The 16,433-nt window shown below is 65.1% G+C and carries 17 protein-coding genes; 6 read left to right on the forward strand and 11 right to left on the reverse strand.

What is annotated here, in order from left to right; translation table 11 throughout:
- Nucleotides 1–67: 67 nt before the first annotated feature.
- On the forward strand, nt 68–328 hold the full coding sequence (locus XH89_RS36140; RefSeq protein WP_194468734.1) for a hypothetical protein: 261 nt from the start codon (nt 68–70) through the stop codon (nt 326–328).
- A gap of 184 nt (nt 329–512) precedes the next feature.
- On the opposite strand, the gene XH89_RS36145 is transcribed toward XH89_RS36140, so the two are convergent.
- From XH89_RS36145 to mtgA, 3 genes are all read right to left on the reverse strand, one after another.
- Nucleotides 513–1,151: a hypothetical protein gene (locus XH89_RS36145; RefSeq protein ID WP_194465033.1), complete on the reverse strand. Its 639-nt coding sequence runs from the start codon at nt 1,149–1,151 to the stop codon at nt 513–515.
- Between the two features lie 144 nt (nt 1,152–1,295).
- Nucleotides 1,296–1,478: a 50S ribosomal protein L32 gene (rpmF, locus tag XH89_RS36150; protein ID WP_007598106.1), complete on the reverse strand. Its 183-nt coding sequence runs from the start codon at nt 1,476–1,478 to the stop codon at nt 1,296–1,298.
- A 170-nt stretch (nt 1,479–1,648) separates the two neighbouring features.
- Nucleotides 1,649–2,323 carry a monofunctional biosynthetic peptidoglycan transglycosylase gene (gene mtgA, locus XH89_RS36155; RefSeq protein ID WP_194465034.1) on the reverse strand — a complete coding sequence of 225 codons (675 nt, stop codon included), beginning with the start codon at nt 2,321–2,323 and terminating at the stop codon, nt 1,649–1,651.
- A 160-nt stretch (nt 2,324–2,483) separates the two neighbouring features.
- Here mtgA and XH89_RS36160 point away from each other — a divergent pair, with 160 nt between their 5' ends.
- Entirely contained in the window at nt 2,484–3,407 is a 924-nt protein-coding gene (locus tag XH89_RS36160) for a polyprenyl synthetase family protein (RefSeq protein ID WP_194465035.1), read from the forward strand.
- Between the two features lie 126 nt (nt 3,408–3,533).
- Nucleotides 3,534–4,217, forward strand: a complete 684-nt coding sequence (locus tag XH89_RS36165) for a DUF1345 domain-containing protein (protein ID WP_194465036.1) — start codon at nt 3,534–3,536, stop codon at nt 4,215–4,217.
- A gap of 176 nt (nt 4,218–4,393) precedes the next feature.
- On the opposite strand, the gene XH89_RS36170 is transcribed toward XH89_RS36165, so the two are convergent.
- Both XH89_RS36170 and XH89_RS36175 read right to left on the reverse strand, forming a co-directional pair.
- Nucleotides 4,394–6,217: a caspase family protein gene (locus tag XH89_RS36170; protein ID WP_194465037.1), complete on the reverse strand. Its 1,824-nt coding sequence runs from the start codon at nt 6,215–6,217 to the stop codon at nt 4,394–4,396.
- Nucleotides 6,218–6,397: 180 nt separating this feature from the next.
- A complete protein-coding gene (locus tag XH89_RS36175; protein ID WP_194465038.1) occupies nt 6,398–6,826 on the reverse strand; it encodes a GFA family protein in 429 nt (142 codons plus the stop codon).
- Nucleotides 6,827–6,918: 92 nt separating this feature from the next.
- Here XH89_RS36175 and XH89_RS36180 point away from each other — a divergent pair, with 92 nt between their 5' ends.
- The 3 genes from XH89_RS36180 (at nt 6,919) to XH89_RS36190 (ending at nt 10,121) form a co-directional block, all read left to right on the forward strand.
- Complete coding sequence (locus XH89_RS36180) at nt 6,919–7,293, forward strand: nuclear transport factor 2 family protein (RefSeq protein ID WP_194465039.1); 375 nt, start codon at nt 6,919–6,921, stop codon at nt 7,291–7,293.
- A 216-nt stretch (nt 7,294–7,509) separates the two neighbouring features.
- The gene (bla, locus tag XH89_RS36185; protein WP_194465040.1) at nt 7,510–8,367 is read left to right on the forward strand and encodes a class A beta-lactamase; all 858 of its coding nucleotides are present in this window, start codon (nt 7,510–7,512) and stop codon (nt 8,365–8,367) included.
- A 143-nt stretch (nt 8,368–8,510) separates the two neighbouring features.
- Nucleotides 8,511–10,121: a Na+/H+ antiporter gene (locus XH89_RS36190; RefSeq protein WP_246767703.1), complete on the forward strand. Its 1,611-nt coding sequence runs from the start codon at nt 8,511–8,513 to the stop codon at nt 10,119–10,121.
- Between the two features lie 26 nt (nt 10,122–10,147).
- Here the strand turns inward: XH89_RS36190 and XH89_RS36195 are convergent, their stop codons facing one another.
- From XH89_RS36195 to XH89_RS36220, 6 genes are all read right to left on the reverse strand, one after another.
- Nucleotides 10,148–10,948: an N-acetylmuramoyl-L-alanine amidase gene (locus tag XH89_RS36195; RefSeq protein WP_194465041.1), complete on the reverse strand. Its 801-nt coding sequence runs from the start codon at nt 10,946–10,948 to the stop codon at nt 10,148–10,150.
- Between the two features lie 2 nt (nt 10,949–10,950).
- Nucleotides 10,951–12,288: a Rieske 2Fe-2S domain-containing protein gene (locus XH89_RS36200; protein ID WP_194465042.1), complete on the reverse strand. Its 1,338-nt coding sequence runs from the start codon at nt 12,286–12,288 to the stop codon at nt 10,951–10,953.
- 70 nt (nt 12,289–12,358) lie between these two features.
- Nucleotides 12,359–13,255 (reverse strand): TauD/TfdA family dioxygenase, encoded by an 897-nt coding sequence (locus tag XH89_RS36205; protein WP_194465043.1) that lies wholly within the window; start codon nt 13,253–13,255, stop codon nt 12,359–12,361.
- A 158-nt stretch (nt 13,256–13,413) separates the two neighbouring features.
- On the reverse strand, nt 13,414–14,697 hold the full coding sequence (gene ispG, locus XH89_RS36210) for a flavodoxin-dependent (E)-4-hydroxy-3-methylbut-2-enyl-diphosphate synthase (protein ID WP_194465044.1): 1,284 nt from the start codon (nt 14,695–14,697) through the stop codon (nt 13,414–13,416).
- A 12-nt stretch (nt 14,698–14,709) separates the two neighbouring features.
- A complete protein-coding gene (locus XH89_RS36215) occupies nt 14,710–15,663 on the reverse strand; it encodes a DMT family transporter (protein ID WP_194465045.1) in 954 nt (317 codons plus the stop codon).
- 219 nt (nt 15,664–15,882) lie between these two features.
- Complete coding sequence (locus tag XH89_RS36220; protein WP_194465046.1) at nt 15,883–16,377, reverse strand: Fur family transcriptional regulator; 495 nt, start codon at nt 16,375–16,377, stop codon at nt 15,883–15,885.
- Nucleotides 16,378–16,433 lie beyond the last annotated feature (56 nt).

Consider the following 16,433-nt stretch of genomic DNA (forward strand, 5'->3'; position numbering starts at 1 on the left):
GCGAGACCATCGCATCTACCGGCGCAAGCGTCCCAAAACGCGTCAGTTCAATCGGATCGGTGTTGTGATGGTCAATCTGGATCAGATCGAAGAATCGACGCGGGAAGCCAGTACCGCGCTGGTCCCGCTCACGCCGGTCGTGCAATGGGTTCACAAAGCGCCGCTCACGCGCCCCGATCCAGGCTTCGTCACCCATCTGATCGCCAGCGCCGAGCACCTGCCCCAGACAAGCCGGCTGCGCCGCGGCTCGTCCGAGGACGCGCACATCGCCTATGGCAACAAGCGCCCGCTTCCCAGCGTCAGCTCGCGCACGCGTCAGGTGGCGTAACGCAGCTTAGAGAACGATTGCTATCTCACGCCAGCTAGATCGAGAGACTCGTCATGCCCGGGCTTGTCCCGCCTGCGCGGCCGAAGCCGCTTCGGCGAGGCGAAGGCCCGGGCATCCACGATCTTTTTCTGCGCGGTTAGGCGTGGATGGCCGGGACAAGCCCGGCCATGACGCCGTGGAGAAATCAGCGCGACTCTTCGGGCGGAGATTGCGTGCCGTTGCCCGGCTGCAGATGCGGCGAGGGAATTTCCGGCGACGGCGGGATACCCTGCACGGGCTTCGGCGCGGGGTGATCCATCAAGACCGATTCGGCAACCGATTGCGCCGAGGGCGGCGTCTCAGGCTGCGGTGCGGGCTCCGGATATTTCGGCTCGAACGTGGAGGCTGGCGGCGGCGCCTCGGCCTGGCGCTTCGCCTTGCGCGGCACGACCACCGTCTCGGCAGCGACATAAGTGATGCGGCGGCGCGTACGCTGGGCGATGCCGCCGAGGAAATCAGCCATCGCGAGCAGCACCAGCAGGAAGTAGGTCGAATTGCCGAACTTGGGCCACATCACGAATTCGGCTGCGGCCGCGCCGAACAGGATCAGCGACAGCAGATGATCCATCAGGAATTTCGCGCCGGGCCGCGCACCCTTGACCACCTCGAGCAGCAGCAGCAGCACGCCGAGCGCCAGCAGCAGATCGGCCAGCGTGACCGGCCAGGTCTCGCCCGTGATCATCGGCACCTTGAACAGCACGTCCGAGAAGGACACGCTGGGCATCAGGAAGGCGATGATGTTGTACACCGCGAGCGGAATCAGAAGCAGCGGGAAACCGACCATCGGCAAAGCGCCTTCTCGATCAAGATGTCCGGGCAAGACAACGCGGCGGCGAAGCATTGGCTCCGCCGCCGTCACTGTCATATCTCATGGGTTGGCCGAAATCAGGCGGGCGCAATCAGCCCGCCCAAGAAGAAATCCAGAGCTTTAGGACTCTTTCTTCTTCAGGACCTGACGGCCCTTGTACATGCCGGTCTTGAGGTCGAGATGATGCGGACGACGGAGCTCGCCAGAGTCCTTGTCTTCCACATAGGTCGGCTTCTTGATGGCGTCTGCCGAGCGGCGCATGCCACGGCGCGACGGCGAGGTTTTTCTTCTCGGAACGGCCATTTCAGTATCCTCTAGGGATTGGTGTTCATCCGGGCATCGTCCGCGGAGGGACGGCTCAGCACCCGCAATACGGGGCGAGCTGAATGCCGATCAAGGCCGGGCTTATAGAGGAAGGCTGGCCGTAAAGCTAGGGTTCAGGAGCGGAAAATGCGCCCGAAAAGGGCCCGAAATCAGCGATTTTCCCGCCAACAGGTCAAAAGCGAGGTGGCCTGACCCCGCACCACATAGGTCCCGGCCAGCCGCCGGACGCCCGGCCCTGGGACCCTGGCGCTGCGTTTGACCGGATTCGGCAGGATCGAGGCCATAAGTGCCGCTTCCCGGGGCGAGAGGCTCGCGGCCGACTTGCCGAAGGCGTAGGCACTGCCCGCCTCGACCCCAAACTGGCCCTGCGGACCCAGTTCGGCGATGTTGAGGTAAATTTCCAGAATCCGTTGCTTGGGCAGGACGAAGTCGATCCACAGCGCCAGCGGAAATTCCAGCGCCTTGCGGATGAAATCCCGCCCCTGCCAGAGGAACAGGTTCTTCGCCACCTGCTGGGTGATGGTGGAGGCGCCGCGGAAGGCGGTGCCGTCCTCCTGCGCGTCGTTGATCGCCTCGCGCAGCGCGCCCCAATCGATGCCGTGATGCTTGCAGAAATGGGCGTCCTCGGCTGCCACCACCGAGCGCGGCAGATAAGGCGACATCCCGGCCAGGTCGATCCATTCCCGATGCATAGGCGCACCCATCAGCGAACGCCAGGCCATCAGTGTCGAAACCGGATGGCCGGTGCGGTAGAACGGCGCGATCACATAGGGCGCGAGAACCACGACCGCGAGCACTGCCAGCAGGATTTTAACGATGCGCAAATCGACCTTTCCGGCGCGAAATGAACGTGGCCGCGGATCCCGCCATTAAGTCTGTGATAATTCGGGCCTTTTCCAGCACTTTTTAGGCCTTCCAAACGATTGACTGAGGCAGGCGCATAAAGGATTGTCCCGCCGAATTTTAGTTCTGGAGCCTTTCTTGATGACCGGCACGTCCCCGTCCGATTTCGCCAAGCGTCTGGACAAGACCGCTGATGACACCGAGGCCTTGCTCGCTCGCCTGTTGTCGGACGACATCCTGCCCGATGAGATCGCCCGCCCCAAGCGGCTGATGGACGCAATGCGCTATTCAAGCCTTGGCGGCGGCAAGCGTCTGCGGCCATTCCTGGTGGTCGAGAGTGCCGCCGTGTTCGGCGTTCCCCGTGAGGCCGCATTGCTCGTCGGCGCCGCACTCGAATGCATCCACTGCTATTCGCTGATCCATGACGATCTGCCGGCGATGGACAATTCGGACCTGCGCCGCGGCCGGCCTACCCTGCACAAGCAGACCGATGACGCCACCGCGATCCTCGCCGGCGACGGCTTGCTGACCATCGCCTTCGACGTCATCACCCGCGACGAGGTCCATCGCGACGCCAATGTGCGCCTTCTGCTGACGCGCGCGCTGGCGCGCTGCGCCGGCATCGGCGGCATGGTCGGCGGCCAGATCCTCGATCTCGCCGGTGAAGGCCGCTTTGGCGGCAACGAGCCGATCGATGTCGGCCGTATCCAGCAGATGAAGACGGGCGCGCTGCTGCGCTACGGCTGCATCGCCGGCGCGCTGCTCGGCCAGGCCTCGCAAAAAGAATATCAGGCGCTCGACGATTACGGCCGCGCGCTCGGCGAAGCCTTCCAGATCGCCGACGATCTGCTCGACGTCGAGGGCGATGCCGCCGCGCTCGGCAAGCCGGCCGGCGCCGACGCCGTGCTGGGCAAGACCACCTTCGTCACGCAGCTCGGGATCGAAGGCGCCAAGCAGCGCGTGCGCGATTTGCTCGCGCGTGCCGACAGTGCCGTGTCGATCTTCGGCGACCGCGCCGCCGTGCTGCAAGCCGCCGCCCGCTTCGTCGCCGAACGCAAGAGCTAAGTCCCCTCACCTCTCCCGCTTGCGGGAGAGGTCGATCGCGAAGCGATCGGGTCAGGGCTCTCTCCTCCTGGGGGTTCACCGCCGCCGAGGTGACAACGAGAATCAAGCGAGAGGGCTGGCACCTTCATGGCCACTGACAAGGAAGATCCCGTCCTCGCCCGTTTCCGCCAGATGTCGCGGCCGGTGCGGCTGGTCTATGCGCGGCCGCGGACCTTCATCTCGCTCGCCGTCGGCATCCTCGTCTGCCTGCTGCTGCCGGGCACGCACCGCGTGGTGACGCGGCTGTTGCTGGGCTGGGATGCGCTGATCGCGGTCTATCTCGTGCTGGTCTACAGCATGATGCTGAACAACGATCACCAACATATCCGCCGGAGCGCCGCAATGCAGGACGACGGCCGCTTCGTGATTCTGCTGGTGACGGCGACCGGCGCCTTCGCCAGCATCGCGGCGATCGTCGCCGAACTCGGCACCCACCGCGGCGCCGCGGAGTTGACGATTGCGATCACCACCATCGCGCTGTCCTGGGCCGCCGTGCACACGACCTTCGCGCTGCACTACGCTCATGATTATTACCGCCATCCGCCCGGCGGATTGCAGTTTCCGAGCGGCGACAAGGAACACCACGCCGATTATTGGGATTTTGTCTATTTCTCGTTCGTGATCGGCATGACCGCGCAGGTCTCCGACGTCGGCATCACCGACAAGACCATCCGCCGCACCGCCACCGCGCACGGCATCGTGTCCTTCATCTACAACACGGCCCTGCTGGCGCTGACGGTGAACATCGCGGCGAGCGCAATCGCGACGTGATCTTGGTGTCGTCCCGGCGGAGGCCGGGACCCATACCGCGTGATCCATCTGTGACGGGCGATGCCAGTACCGCGGGAGCGCCGCTTCACTAGCAGCCTTCGTCAAACTGCTCCCTGGGATTATGGGTCCCGGCCTACGCCGGGACGACCATGGGGGTGGCAGCTTGCTCGGCTAACTCAGTTACACACCTCGACGTTGGCATCGTTGCCGGGGCCGCCACCGCCGCGGTATTCTAGATGGCAGCCGCGGTTGACCGGTCGGCAGCCGGTACTGTTGCTGCAGTACACCTGGCCGCCGCCAGCCGGGGCGCGGCCAGCGCCAGCAGCAGCGGCGATGCCGGCAGCGGCACCAATGCCTCCAGCGGCCGCCGCACCGCGACGCTGGCGCGCGGGACGATCATCGCCATCATCGCGTCTGGCAGTTGCAGGCTTGGCCGGCCTGGCGGCGCGCTGCTTCTCGCATTCGTTGTCGTCATTGAGCACATAGCCGTCACGGCAGACGATCTTGGTGCAGACGTCGCCATCGGCCTTGAAGCCGTGATCGCAGACCAGCGGGCAGACGCGCGACTGCTTGGACTTGACCGCATCGAGCGCATCCGTGCTCGCCATCTTCACGTCGAGTTTGGTGCCGGCATAGCGGTTGAACTGCGACAGCGACCGCTGCGAGGAGGTGCTCCAATTGCCGTCAGCCTGACCTGAGAAACAGCCGACCCGGCCGAGTTCGGTCTGCACCGAACGACTGAGATCGGCCGGCGTCGTCGCGGGCGTCAACGAGGCGACGTTGGTGCCGGCGGGGCTCTCGGTGCTGGCGGGCGCAGCGCCCGGCACTGCTGCGGCGAGATTGACGCGCTGCTGCTCGGCGGCCGCGGCCTGCTGCTGCGCCTGCTCCTTGGCCTTCTGCGCGGCAAGCTGGGCCTGCTCGGCCGCCTTTGCGTCGGCCGCGGCCTTGGCCTGCGCGTCCCGCTGCGCGCCCAGCGCGGCGAGACGATCGCGCTCGGCCTCGGCCTGCTTCGCCTTCTCGATCGCGGCGGCATGAACCTGCTCGGCCTGGATCTTGTCGAGCTGCAGCTTGGCGAGGTTCGCATAGAAGCCGTCAGGATGCTGGGCCAGGAAGGCCTCCCATGCCGGCTTGTTGCCGACCTGGAGCGCGAGCTCATAGTCGCGGCGGATGTCGGCCTGCGGATTGATCGCCGGCGTCGGCGCTGCTGCGGCCGCGGGCGCCGCCTTGACCGGCACCAGCGGCACGTCTTCGCCGCCGAGCGAGCCGTAGACGAACGGCTCCTGCTTGTTGCCGGTCGACTTGAGCACGTCGTCACGCACGAAGCCGAAGGCGCGCCGGACGTCGAGGCCCGGCGTCGTCAGATGCTTCGACAACGCGATGGTGAACGGGCTGTTGGCACCGTCGCCATCCTGCGCGGTGAAGCCGGCCTTGGCCGAATAGGCGATCAGCGTGTTGGTGCTGGTCGGCTCGACCTGGGCAAGGCCGCGGCCGATGCCGCGCGAGGCCAGCGTGCGCTTCATGGTCCTGCCGAACGGATTGTCCCGGCAGGCGTCGAGGATCACCAGGCGAAGCTGCTTCGCCGGCTCGACGGCGACCAGGACGCGGTCGAGCGAGAGCGCCTCGTCATAGACATCGGTGTCGCGCTCGAGCTTGGCATCAACGGGGATCAGATAGTTGGAGCCTTCGACCTCGATGCCGTGGCCAGCATAGTAGACCACGGCGATGTCGGCATCGCGGGTTGCATCGGCGAAGTCGCGCAACACGCGTCGCGTCTCGAGCGCGGTCAGGTCGTGGCGGGAGTCGACGACATCGAAGCCGGCATCCTTCAGCGTCTTCGCCATCACCGCACCGTCGTTGACGGGATTGGCGAGCGAGGGCGCATGCTGATAGGCCGCATTGGCGAGCACCAGCGCGACGCGCTTTCCGGCGAAGGCAGGTTCAGTGCCGAACAGCAGCGCGACAGCGAGGAGCAACGGGCAAAGTCTGAATAAATTGCGCATGACACGACTTCCAGGAGTTCGGGGCAGTTCACACCCTCGGGGATGGCCTTAGCAAGACCCTCCGCCTGCGCTTGTGATGGAGGTCACGAAGACGGCGCCGACGACAGCCCGGGGCCCCCTTTTGTTAGTCGCGCCAGTGCATTGGCGGTTCGCCGCCAAAGGCCTGCGCATTGGTTTTCCCTAGCCATCCCGGACATGCCCCCGATACTGCGGCAGATTGTCCGTGATCTCGTGCCACGGCGCCTTCGAGCCGACGAAAATATGGGCGGTCGGGCGGATCGAGGGGGCATCGACCAGGGTTCCCATGGCGACATGGGCCCATTTTCCCTCGCGGACCCGGGAATACAGCAGCGAGCCGCAGCGGGCACAATGCGCATCATGCGTGACGTCGTCCCCATAGATCATCCGCAGGTCGGCGCCCCTGACGAGATGGAGCTCGCCATATTCGATCCCGGCGAACGGCTTGAACGCGGAACCCGTGGTCCGGCGGCAGTTCGAGCAATGGCAATTCAGCGCATAGGAGAACGCATCGGCCACCTCGTAGCGGACGGCGCGGCAGCAGCACTCGCCGGCAAGCATACGAGCATTCTGATGTTGTGAACCCGTCATGATGGCCTCGCGCAAATGGCAGAAGACACCCATAGCGCAATTTGATGTGTACGACTAAGTTCGCGCTCAGCCATCATTCAAAGGGATGACCCATGAGCCCAAACCGGTCGAGCGTCGAAGCGGTCGTGCAATCCTATTTTGACGGTCTTTACGAGGGCGATGCCGACAAGCTCGGCGAGGTCTTCCACCCCTCTGCCGATCTGCGCTGGGTGGAAAAGGGCGAGCTGAAGATCCTGACCGTGCCGGACTGGCTTGCCTGGGTCCGCAAGCGCCCCTCCGCCAAGGCGGAAGGCAAGCCGCGCGAGGATTTCATCATCACCATCGACCGCTCGGACGACAACACCGCCTTCATCAAGGTCAAATGCCAGCTTCCGCCGCGGTTCTTCACGGATTATCTGGTCGCGATGAAGCTCGCCGACGGCTGGCGGATCGTGTCGAAATCGTACAGGTACGATCTGAAGGAGTGAGGCTTTGGCTGCCTGAAATCGGGCACACTCGTCCGGCATTTCTCCGTCATTGCGAGCGCAAACTCTCGCCACACGTCATTGCGAGGAGCCCTTGCGACGAAGCAATCCAGAATCCCTCCGCGGAGACAATCTGGATTGCTTCGCTACGCTCGCAATGACGGCGGGGATAGCCCGCTCGCTGCATCCCTCACCACCGTCTCGCCCCGAAAGTCCCCCATGCTGCTCGATCGCCGTTCCCTGCTCGCCTCGCTGTGCTGGATGGCCGCTGCGCCCGCCTTTGCCGCCGATGCGCCGACCGAGCTCGAAACTTACGAGCACGAGAGCGGCGGAAAGATCGGGGTTTATGCGGAGAGTCTCGCGACAGGCAGAAAACTTGCCTGGCGGGCCGACGAGCGCTTCGTGATGTGCTCGACATTCAAGGCTTCGCTGGCGGCCTGCGTACTGGCGCGGGTCGATCGCGGCGAGGACAAGCTGGCCGCGATGATCTCTTACGGCAAGGCCGATCTGCTCGCATACGCGCCGGTCGCAAAACAGAACCTGTCGGCCGGCGCGATGTCGGTCGCCGACATGTGCAAGGCGAGCGTCGAGCTCAGCGACAACACCTGCGCCAATCTGCTGCTCGCGCGGGTCGGCGGCCCTGCCGCGCTCACGGCGTTCTGGCGGTCGATCGGCGACACCACCTCGCGGCTCGACCACAATGAGCCCGAGCTCAACCGCTCGCCGCCCGGCGATGTCAGGGACACCACGACCCCGGTGGCGATGGCCGGCAATCTGAAGCGGCTGGTGACGGGCGAGGTGCTGGCGCCGGCCTCAAAGGCCCAGCTCACCGAATGGATGGTCGGCTGCAAGACCGGCGCGAACCGGCTGCGCGGCGGCCTGCCGGCGAGCTGGACCATCGGCGACAAGACCGGCAACAACGGCAAGGATGCATCGGGCGATATCGCGGTCGCCTGGCCCAAACCCGACGCGCCGGTGCTGATCGCGGCCTATACCCAGGGCGGCACACCGAACGCGGCCCAGCTTGAGGCGGTGTTCGCGGCGATCGGGCGCATGGTGGCCGAACGACTGGCCTAGAGCCCTGTTCCGATAGAATCGGAACAGGGCTCTAGATTCTTGTCTTGACGCGTTTTCTTTACGCGAACCGGTATCCACTTCGCTCGGAAACGCTCTTGCCACCCTGCATTGACCTCCTGGCCGCTTCCGGGCCAAGACAGGTCATGATCGCTGCGAAATTCCAGACCTTTCTGATTCTGCTGGCCGTGCTGGCGGGCACAGCTTTGGTCGCTCGCCGCTTCAACATGGCGCCGGCCATTCTGCTGATGCTCTCAGGCGTCGGCCTTGCTTTCGTGCCGGGCATGCCGCCGGTGGAATTGCCGCCGGAGCTGGTGCTGCTGATGGTGCTGCCGCCGCTGATCTACTCGGCGAGCGTCGCGATGAGCTGGCGCGAGTTCAAGAACAATTTGCGCCCCATCGTGCTGCTCGCGGTCGGCGCCGTGATCTTCACCGCGGCGATGGTGGCGACGGCGACCCATTACGTGATCGGCCTGCCCTGGAGCATCGGCTTCCTCTTGGGCGCCATCGTCGCGCCGCCCGACGTCGTCGCCCCGCTTGCGATCGCGCGCCGGCTGAACATGCCGCGCCGCCTGCTGGTCATCCTCGAGGGCGAGGGGCTCGCCAACGACGCCACCGCGCTGATCCTATATCGTTTCGCGCTCGCCGCGATTGTGGTCGGACATTTCTCGCTGCCGCTGGCGGCCGGCGAGTTTTCCTTGATCGTCGCCGGCGAGATCGCCTTCGGCATCGGAGTCGGCTGGCTCTCGCTGCGCTTGCGCAAATGGTCCGGCGATCCGCAGGTCGAGCTGACGCTGTCGCTGATCACGCCCTACGTGTCCTACTGGCTGCCCGAACACATCGGCGGTTCGGGCGTGATCGCCACCGTCGCCTGCGGCCTCTATGTGAGCTGGAACGGGCCGCTGCTGATTTCGGCGTCGACGCGCCTGCAAGGCATCTTCTTCTGGGACCTCATCATCTACCTGATCGAGGGCCTGCTGTTCCTGCTCACCGGCTTCCAGATGCGCGCGCTCTACGAGAAATCGAAGACGTTCCCGCTCGACGACATCATGATCGCGACCGCCCTCGTCATGGCCATCATCGTTCTCGCGCGCTTCGCCTGGCTCTATCCCGCGACCTATCTGCCGCGGATGGCGAGCAAATCGCTGCGCGCGCGCGATCCGTCGCCGCCCTGGCAATGGCCGTTCGCGCTCGCCTTCACCGGCGTGCGCGGCGCGGTGTCGCTGGCGGCCGCGCTGGCGCTGCCGTTCACGCTGCCCGATGGCGAAGCCTTCCCGTATCGCGACCTGATCCTGTTCGTCGCCTTCGGCGTCATCTTCATCACGCTGATCGGCGTCGGCCTGACCCTGCCGCCGGTGGTACGGTGGCTCGGCATCGCGCAGGCCGGGCGCAGCGAGCACGTTGCCGAGCACGAGGCCGAGATCGCGGCCCGGCGCCAGGCGCTCGACGCCGCGTTGCGCTCGCTGGATGCGCTGACGGAAGAAAAGGAGGTGTCGGAGGAGGTGATGCGGCTGTTGCGCGCCCGTCACGAAATCCGCGTCAACCAGCTTCCCGATTCACTCGACCCCACCCGTCACGACGTCTCCGCCGCCGGCACCGCGCTGACCCGTGAGCTGATCGTCGCCGAGCGCAAATTCATTCATGACTTGCTGCGCGACGGCCAGATCACGGACGAGACACGGCGGCGGATCGAACGTGATCTCGATCTCGAGGAGGCGAGCCTGGCAAACAGGGAGTATCGCGGCGCGCCGCTGTAGCGTCTCGTCAGGGCGCGAACGCCCGGCTACCGCCGCCCGCAATAGGCCCGCATCGCCGTCGACACGGCGCCCGCGATCAGCTCCTGCCGCTCCGGCGAGTTCATCGCCATTTCCTCATCGCGGTTGATGATGGAGCCGGCCTCGAGCAGGACCGCGGCGCTGCTTGTCTGCGACAGCACGACGAGGCCATCATAACGATAGACGCCGACATCCTTGTCGAGCAATTGATGCCGGTAGCGGCCCATCAGCGGCAGGGTGTACTGGCTCGCATAGTGCAGGCCGTCGGCTTTCAGCTCCTGACCCAGCAGCCGGGCAAAGGACAGGCTGGCGCCAAAGTGCGGATTGCGCTCCGACACGAACAGCGAATGACCGCTGAAGCGGTCGCTGAACCAGCTCTTCGAGCCATCGAACTCCCATTCCTCGAGCAGCTTGTCCGGGACGGAATCGTGATGGATCGAGAGGAAGAAATCCGCATGCGCACCGTTCGCCGTGGCGACGCGCTTGAGCAGGCTCGGTCTTGCCTTGCCCTCGGTCACGAGCACGCGCGTTGCGGCAAAGCCCGACGATTTCAGCCGCTCGCCGACGAGCTTGGCCAGATGCAGGTTGAAGCCGAATTCGGGATCGTTGCGCGCGCTGGTCGCGCCGAGCGATTCGGAGGTGTGCCCGACATCGACAATGATGCGGAATTTGCCCGGCTCGCACGTTGCAGGCGCCGACGGCTTGACCCGGGCCTTCGCTGGCTTCGCGTCGCCGGCACCGAAGGGCAGCAGCGATAGCGCCGCCAGCACTGCGACGACATTCGCGACGATGCCCCGCGCCCTCGACATCCCTACTCCGCTGCCACGACCTTGGGACGGCCGACGAAGCCGGCGACATCGCCGAAGCGTTCCAGCATCACCGCGGGCAGATCCTTGGTCTTGCTGGTGACGCAGGCGCCCGAGCGCACGGCGTAGCGATGCTGATGCGCGGCCTGCGGCGGCGGCTCGCCCTGGGCAAGCGCACGCGCCAGCTCCATCACGGTTTTGCGGAAATGCATGATGCCGAGGTCAGTCGGGCCGAGATGCTCGCGGGTGCGATCGGCGATCGGGCCCTGGCTGTCCTGCACGGCGGCGTCCTGCTCGGACACGCCCTTGATGCCGGTGTAGCTTCGGGTCTTCTGCAGCTTGCGATCGATCAGATAGTCGTTGCCCTTGTGGCGCAGCGGCACGTAATTGGCGTCGACCTCCGCGATCACGCCATTGCCGCGATCATAGGCGTCGCGCTCTGCTTGCGTCAGTGGCCGCTCCGGATTCCAGACATAGGTGTAGATCCAGCACTTGGTGTCGGTGACGGGCACGAAGGTCTGGCCGAAGATATTCTCGCCGGGCATCGCGCTCGGCGCATAGGCGTGGAACGGCATCAGGAATTGGGCGATGCGCCAGTAGATGTTGTCGCCGCCGGTCAGCCGACCGCCGGCAATCGTCAGCCCGGCCTCGTGCGAATGGACCTTGATCACCGGGCGCGGGTCTTCGGCGATCCAGCGCATGTGATCGCTCGACATCCGCGCGAGTGGATTCACAAAATGCTTCTTGATGTCCAGGATCTCGTTCTCCTCCTTGTCGAAGGAGAGATGGGCGAAGGTGAAATGCGCGGTGTCGATCGAGCCTTCGAGCGCCTGCACCCAGTTGCAGTCCTGCCATTTCTTGCTGACGTAGCGGTGCGATTCCGGCAGCAGCGCCATTTCGAGATCGGGCAGCTCGGGCATCGCATCGGCCGGCCCCATATAGGCCCAGATCATCTCGCCCCATTCGCGCACCGGATAGGATTTGATGCGGATGAGATCCTTGGCGTTGAGATCGGGATAGGAGGTCGGCATGTCGACGCAGGCGCCGTCGGTGTCGAACTTCCAGCCGTGATAGACGCAGCGGATGCCGCACTCCTCATTGCGTCCAAGCCAGAGATTGGCGCCGCGATGCGGACAGTATTGATCGATGACACCGACGACGCCGCGCGAATCACGGAAGGCGAGCAGCTCTTCGCCAAGCACGACGATCTTCTTGGGCTCGCCGTCGGGCTCGGGGAGCTCTTCGGACAGCAGCACGGGAATCCAGAAGCGGCGCAACAATTCGCCCATGCCGGTTCCGGCACCTGCCTCGGTCAGGAATTTGTTGTCCTCGGCACGGAGCATGGCTGATCCTCCCGAATATTTTCGGGAAGATTGGCGCGGGAGCGCGAGGACGTCAACGAAAGAACGGCTCTCACACCGGCCGCTCCCCCTTCACCGTCACGCGCGTGCCGGAGCGCGTGTGCGGCCAGTAGTCCCACATCGCACGGTGCTGGGTGCAGCGGTTGTCCCAGAAGGCGATGGCGTTCTCGGTCCAGCGGAAGCGGCACTGGAACAGCGGGTTCTCGGCGTGCTGGTAGAGATAGGCGAGCATCGCATCGCTCTCGTCGCGCGGGACGCCGTTGATGTGGCGGGTGAAGCCCCTGTTGACGTAGAGCGCCTTCTTGCCCGTGACCGGATGGGTGCGCACCACGGGATGCTCGGCGCTAGGATAGGACGGACGATCGGCGACGCCATAATTGGCGTAAAGGCCGCGATAGATCGGCTCGCCATCGTGCAGCGCGGTGAGCCCATCGAGATAGGCCTTCATGCGATCCGACAAGGCGTCATAGGCGGCGTACATGTTGGCGAACAGCGTGTCGCCGCCGCGCGGCGGGCATTGCTTGATGTAGAGGATCGAGCCCATCGGCGGCTCGAGATCGCAGGACACGTCGGAGTGCCAGCCCTCGCCGTTGGCGCGCGGCGAGTTCTTGTCGGCGTAGATCTTCATCAAGGCGGGGTCTTCGTCCTCGTGAGGCGCTGCGGGATGGAAATGCAGCTCGCCGAACTTGCGGCCGAAGGCGAGATGCTGTTTCGGTGTGATCTCCTGGTCGCGGAAGAAGATGACGAGGTTTTCGGCGAGCGCGCGATGGATCTCGTCCATCTGCTGGTTGGAGCGGGTGTCGCCCTCGACCAGCTGGCCGATGTCGACGCCGGAGATTTCCGCGCCGATGATGGGGGTGAGCTTTTCGACCGCGATGGTCTCGTACGGCGCGCCGTCGTCAGCCGTGTGGCGATAGCGCGGACCCTGCTTGCCGGCGAGTGAGCTCATGGCGGTTCTCCCGATCGTTCTGATTGGGAGGCATCGTAGCGCGCGGGTGTGGATGTGCAATCTGCACCGCAAACACAGCCGTCGTCCCGGAGCGCGCGTAACGCGAGCCCGGCCTTCGCCGGGACGACAGCGGAGTGTAGAGCGCGAGCGGAGTAGAATTACTCCGCCGCGGGTGCCGGCACCTTGGCGCCCTGGCCGTAGCGCTGGTCGATGTAGTCGATCACCAGCGCCTTGAAGTCGGCGGAGATGGTCGGACCGCGCAACGTGCGGAACTTCTTGCCGTCGACGAACACGGGCGCGGCCGGCGCTTCGCCGGTGCCCGGCAGCGAGATGCCGATATTGGCGTGCTTGGATTCGCCGGGGCCGTTGACGATGCAGCCCATCACCGCGACGTTGAGCTCTTCGACACCCGGATATTTCGTCTTCCAGTTCGGCATCTCGTCGCGGATGAAATCCTGGATCGAGCGCGCCAACTCCTGGAACGTGGTCGAGGTGGTGCGGCCACAGCCGGGGCAGGCTGCGACCAGCGGCACGAAGGTGCGGAAGCCCATGGTCTGCAGCAGCTCCTGGCCGACCTGCACCTCGCGGGTGCGGTCGCCGCCGGGCTCGGGCGTCAGCGAGATGCGGATGGTGTCGCCGATACCCTGCTGCAAGAGGATGCCGAGCGCCGCGGAGGACGCCACGATGCCCTTCGAGCCCATGCCGGCCTCGGTCAGGCCGAGATGGATGGCATAGTCGGACCGCGTCGCGAGATCCTGATAGACCGCGATGAGATCCTGCACCGCCGAGACCTTGGCGGAAAGGATGATGCGGTCCTTGGGCATGCCGAGCTCTTCGGCGCGCGCGGCCGAGAGCAGTGCCGACTGCACCATGGCCTCACGCGTCACCGCGCGCACGTCGCGCGGATTCGGCGAAGCGGCGTTCTCGTCCATCAGCTTGGTGAGCAGTTCCTGGTCGAGCGAACCCCAATTGGCGCCGATGCGCACCGGCTTGTTGTTCTTGTTCGCGATCTCGATGATGTCGGCGAACTGGGTGTCGCGCTTGTCCTTGAAGCCGACATTGCCCGGATTGATGCGGTACTTGGCGAGCGCCTCGGCGCAGGCCGGATAGGCCGCAAGCAGCTTGTGGCCGATATAATGGAAGTCGCCGATCAAGGGCGTGGTGATGCCGCGCTTGGCGAGGCCATCGCGGATGTGCGGAACGGCAGCAGCGGCCTCCTCGCGATCCACGGTGATGCGGACCATTTCGGAGCCGGCGCGCGCGAGCGCTGCGACCTGGGCGATGGTACCGTCGATGTCGGCGGTATCGGTGTTGGTCATCGACTGGACGACAATCGGCGCGCCGCCGCCCACAGTGACGTTGCCCACCTTCACCTGGGTGGTCTTGTGCCGGGGCGCGGGGCCTGCGAGGTCGGAATCGATGGTGTTTTCGAGCTTGTTCATGGGGTCCAAATATCAGGTTTTGGTGACGTTCAGCAATGTATCAGCTGGCGCCGCAGCCTCTCGGCTCGGACGGTTAACCAGAAAAAGTCCAGCAATTACAAGGACGGCTGCCGCCCCAAAGGCCAGACTCAGGGTGTCGTGCATGATGAAATAGCTACCCACCACGCCAAACAAAGGGGTGATGAAGGTAAAAGCCGACAATTTGCTGGCCGAATAGGCCTTCACCAGCGCGAACCAAAGCGTGAACGTGGTTCCCACCACCCAGATCGCCTGGAACGCCAACAGGCCAATCGAAAGCGGCGACGGCGTGTGGGTGATGGATTCGCCGAACAGCCAGGCCGCCAGCCCCAGGATCGGGATCGAGGTTGCGACCTGATAGCCGAGTGCCTTCTCGGGCGCGGCGAAGCGCAGCTTTGTGCTCTTGGCAACAAGCGTGGTCGCGGCCCAGAGCGACGCGCCACCGACGATCATGAGATCGCCGAGCAGCACCTTGGCATCGACATCAGGCTGCGGCACGCCGATCGCAAGCGCGACGCCGGCAAAGCTCACGGCGAGCCCCAGCCATTGCGGACCGCCAAGCCGCTCGCCGAGCATCTGGTAGGATCCGAGTGCGACGAAGAACGGCGCAGTGTAGAGAAACACGACCGCGCGGGACACCGAGGTGAAGCGCAGACCCTGGTAGATCAGCACGAACTCGATGCCGAACATCACCCCGGCGACGAGGCCGGCTTTCCAGGTCCCGTCGCGCTCGAAGAATTTGACGCCGCGAAAGCTACCGATGATGAACAGCACCGGCAATGCGCCCATCGAGCGAAAGGTGGCCTGGAGCATCGGCGGGATGTCCGGCAGCACCAGCTTCACCGCAATCTGGTTGAAGCCCCAGGTCAGGCACAGCATAAGCATCAGGGCGATGGCGCCGGCACTCAGGGGCCGCGCGACGGATGAGTTGGCTTGAGGTGAGGACATGTCTTCCCGAAATCCGGCTTTGGCGCCGTTGTTGCTTGGCTGCTGAGACGACGGACTCTTCACCTCTCCCCGACGGGGAGAGGTCGATTTGCGGAGCAAATCAGGTGAGGGGGCGCCGGTCCCACAAGAGAGCGAAGCCCCTCACCCGCGCCTTCGGCGCGACCTCTCCCCCTGGGAGAGGTGAGCACCGCCGTTGTGGCTCGAGCGGATCTCATCTTTCTAAGAAGCTTTCTGGCAATGGGTGCAGACGCCCGTGATCTCCACCACGGACAATTTGGGGACGAAGCCGGACGCGCGCGCCGCGGCGTTGAGATCGCCGGCGAAGGACGCTGACGGAATCTCGCCGACCAGGCCGCAGCGCTCGCAGATCAGGAACGCCACCGCCGAAGTGGCGTCGTGGTCGTGCGCGGCGCAGGCGAGATAGGCGTTGCGGCTTTCGATGCGGTGCACGAGGCCGTTCGCCATCAGGAAATCGAGAGCACGATAGACCGTGATCGGCGCCGGCCGCGGCATCGATTTGGCGAGTTCGTCGATCACTTCATACGCGCCGAGCGGGCGATGGCTGGAGAGCAGCGCCCCCAGCACCTGGCGGCGGATCGGCGTGAATTTCTGCGCCCGCTGCTCGCAAACCGCCTCCGCGTGCGCCAGCGCGTCCGCAGTGCAGCGGCCGTGATCATGGTCGGGCGTCGGAAAGGCCGGCTTTGCGAGGGTCATTCGGCCCGCTTTCTAGCATTTCGGGCGGGGAACCCAAAGCACGACCGGCGCGGCGG

It is taken from the genome of Bradyrhizobium sp. CCBAU 53340, assembly GCF_015291645.1.
In the GTDB taxonomy this organism is placed as follows: Bacteria; Pseudomonadota; Alphaproteobacteria; order Rhizobiales; family Xanthobacteraceae; genus Bradyrhizobium.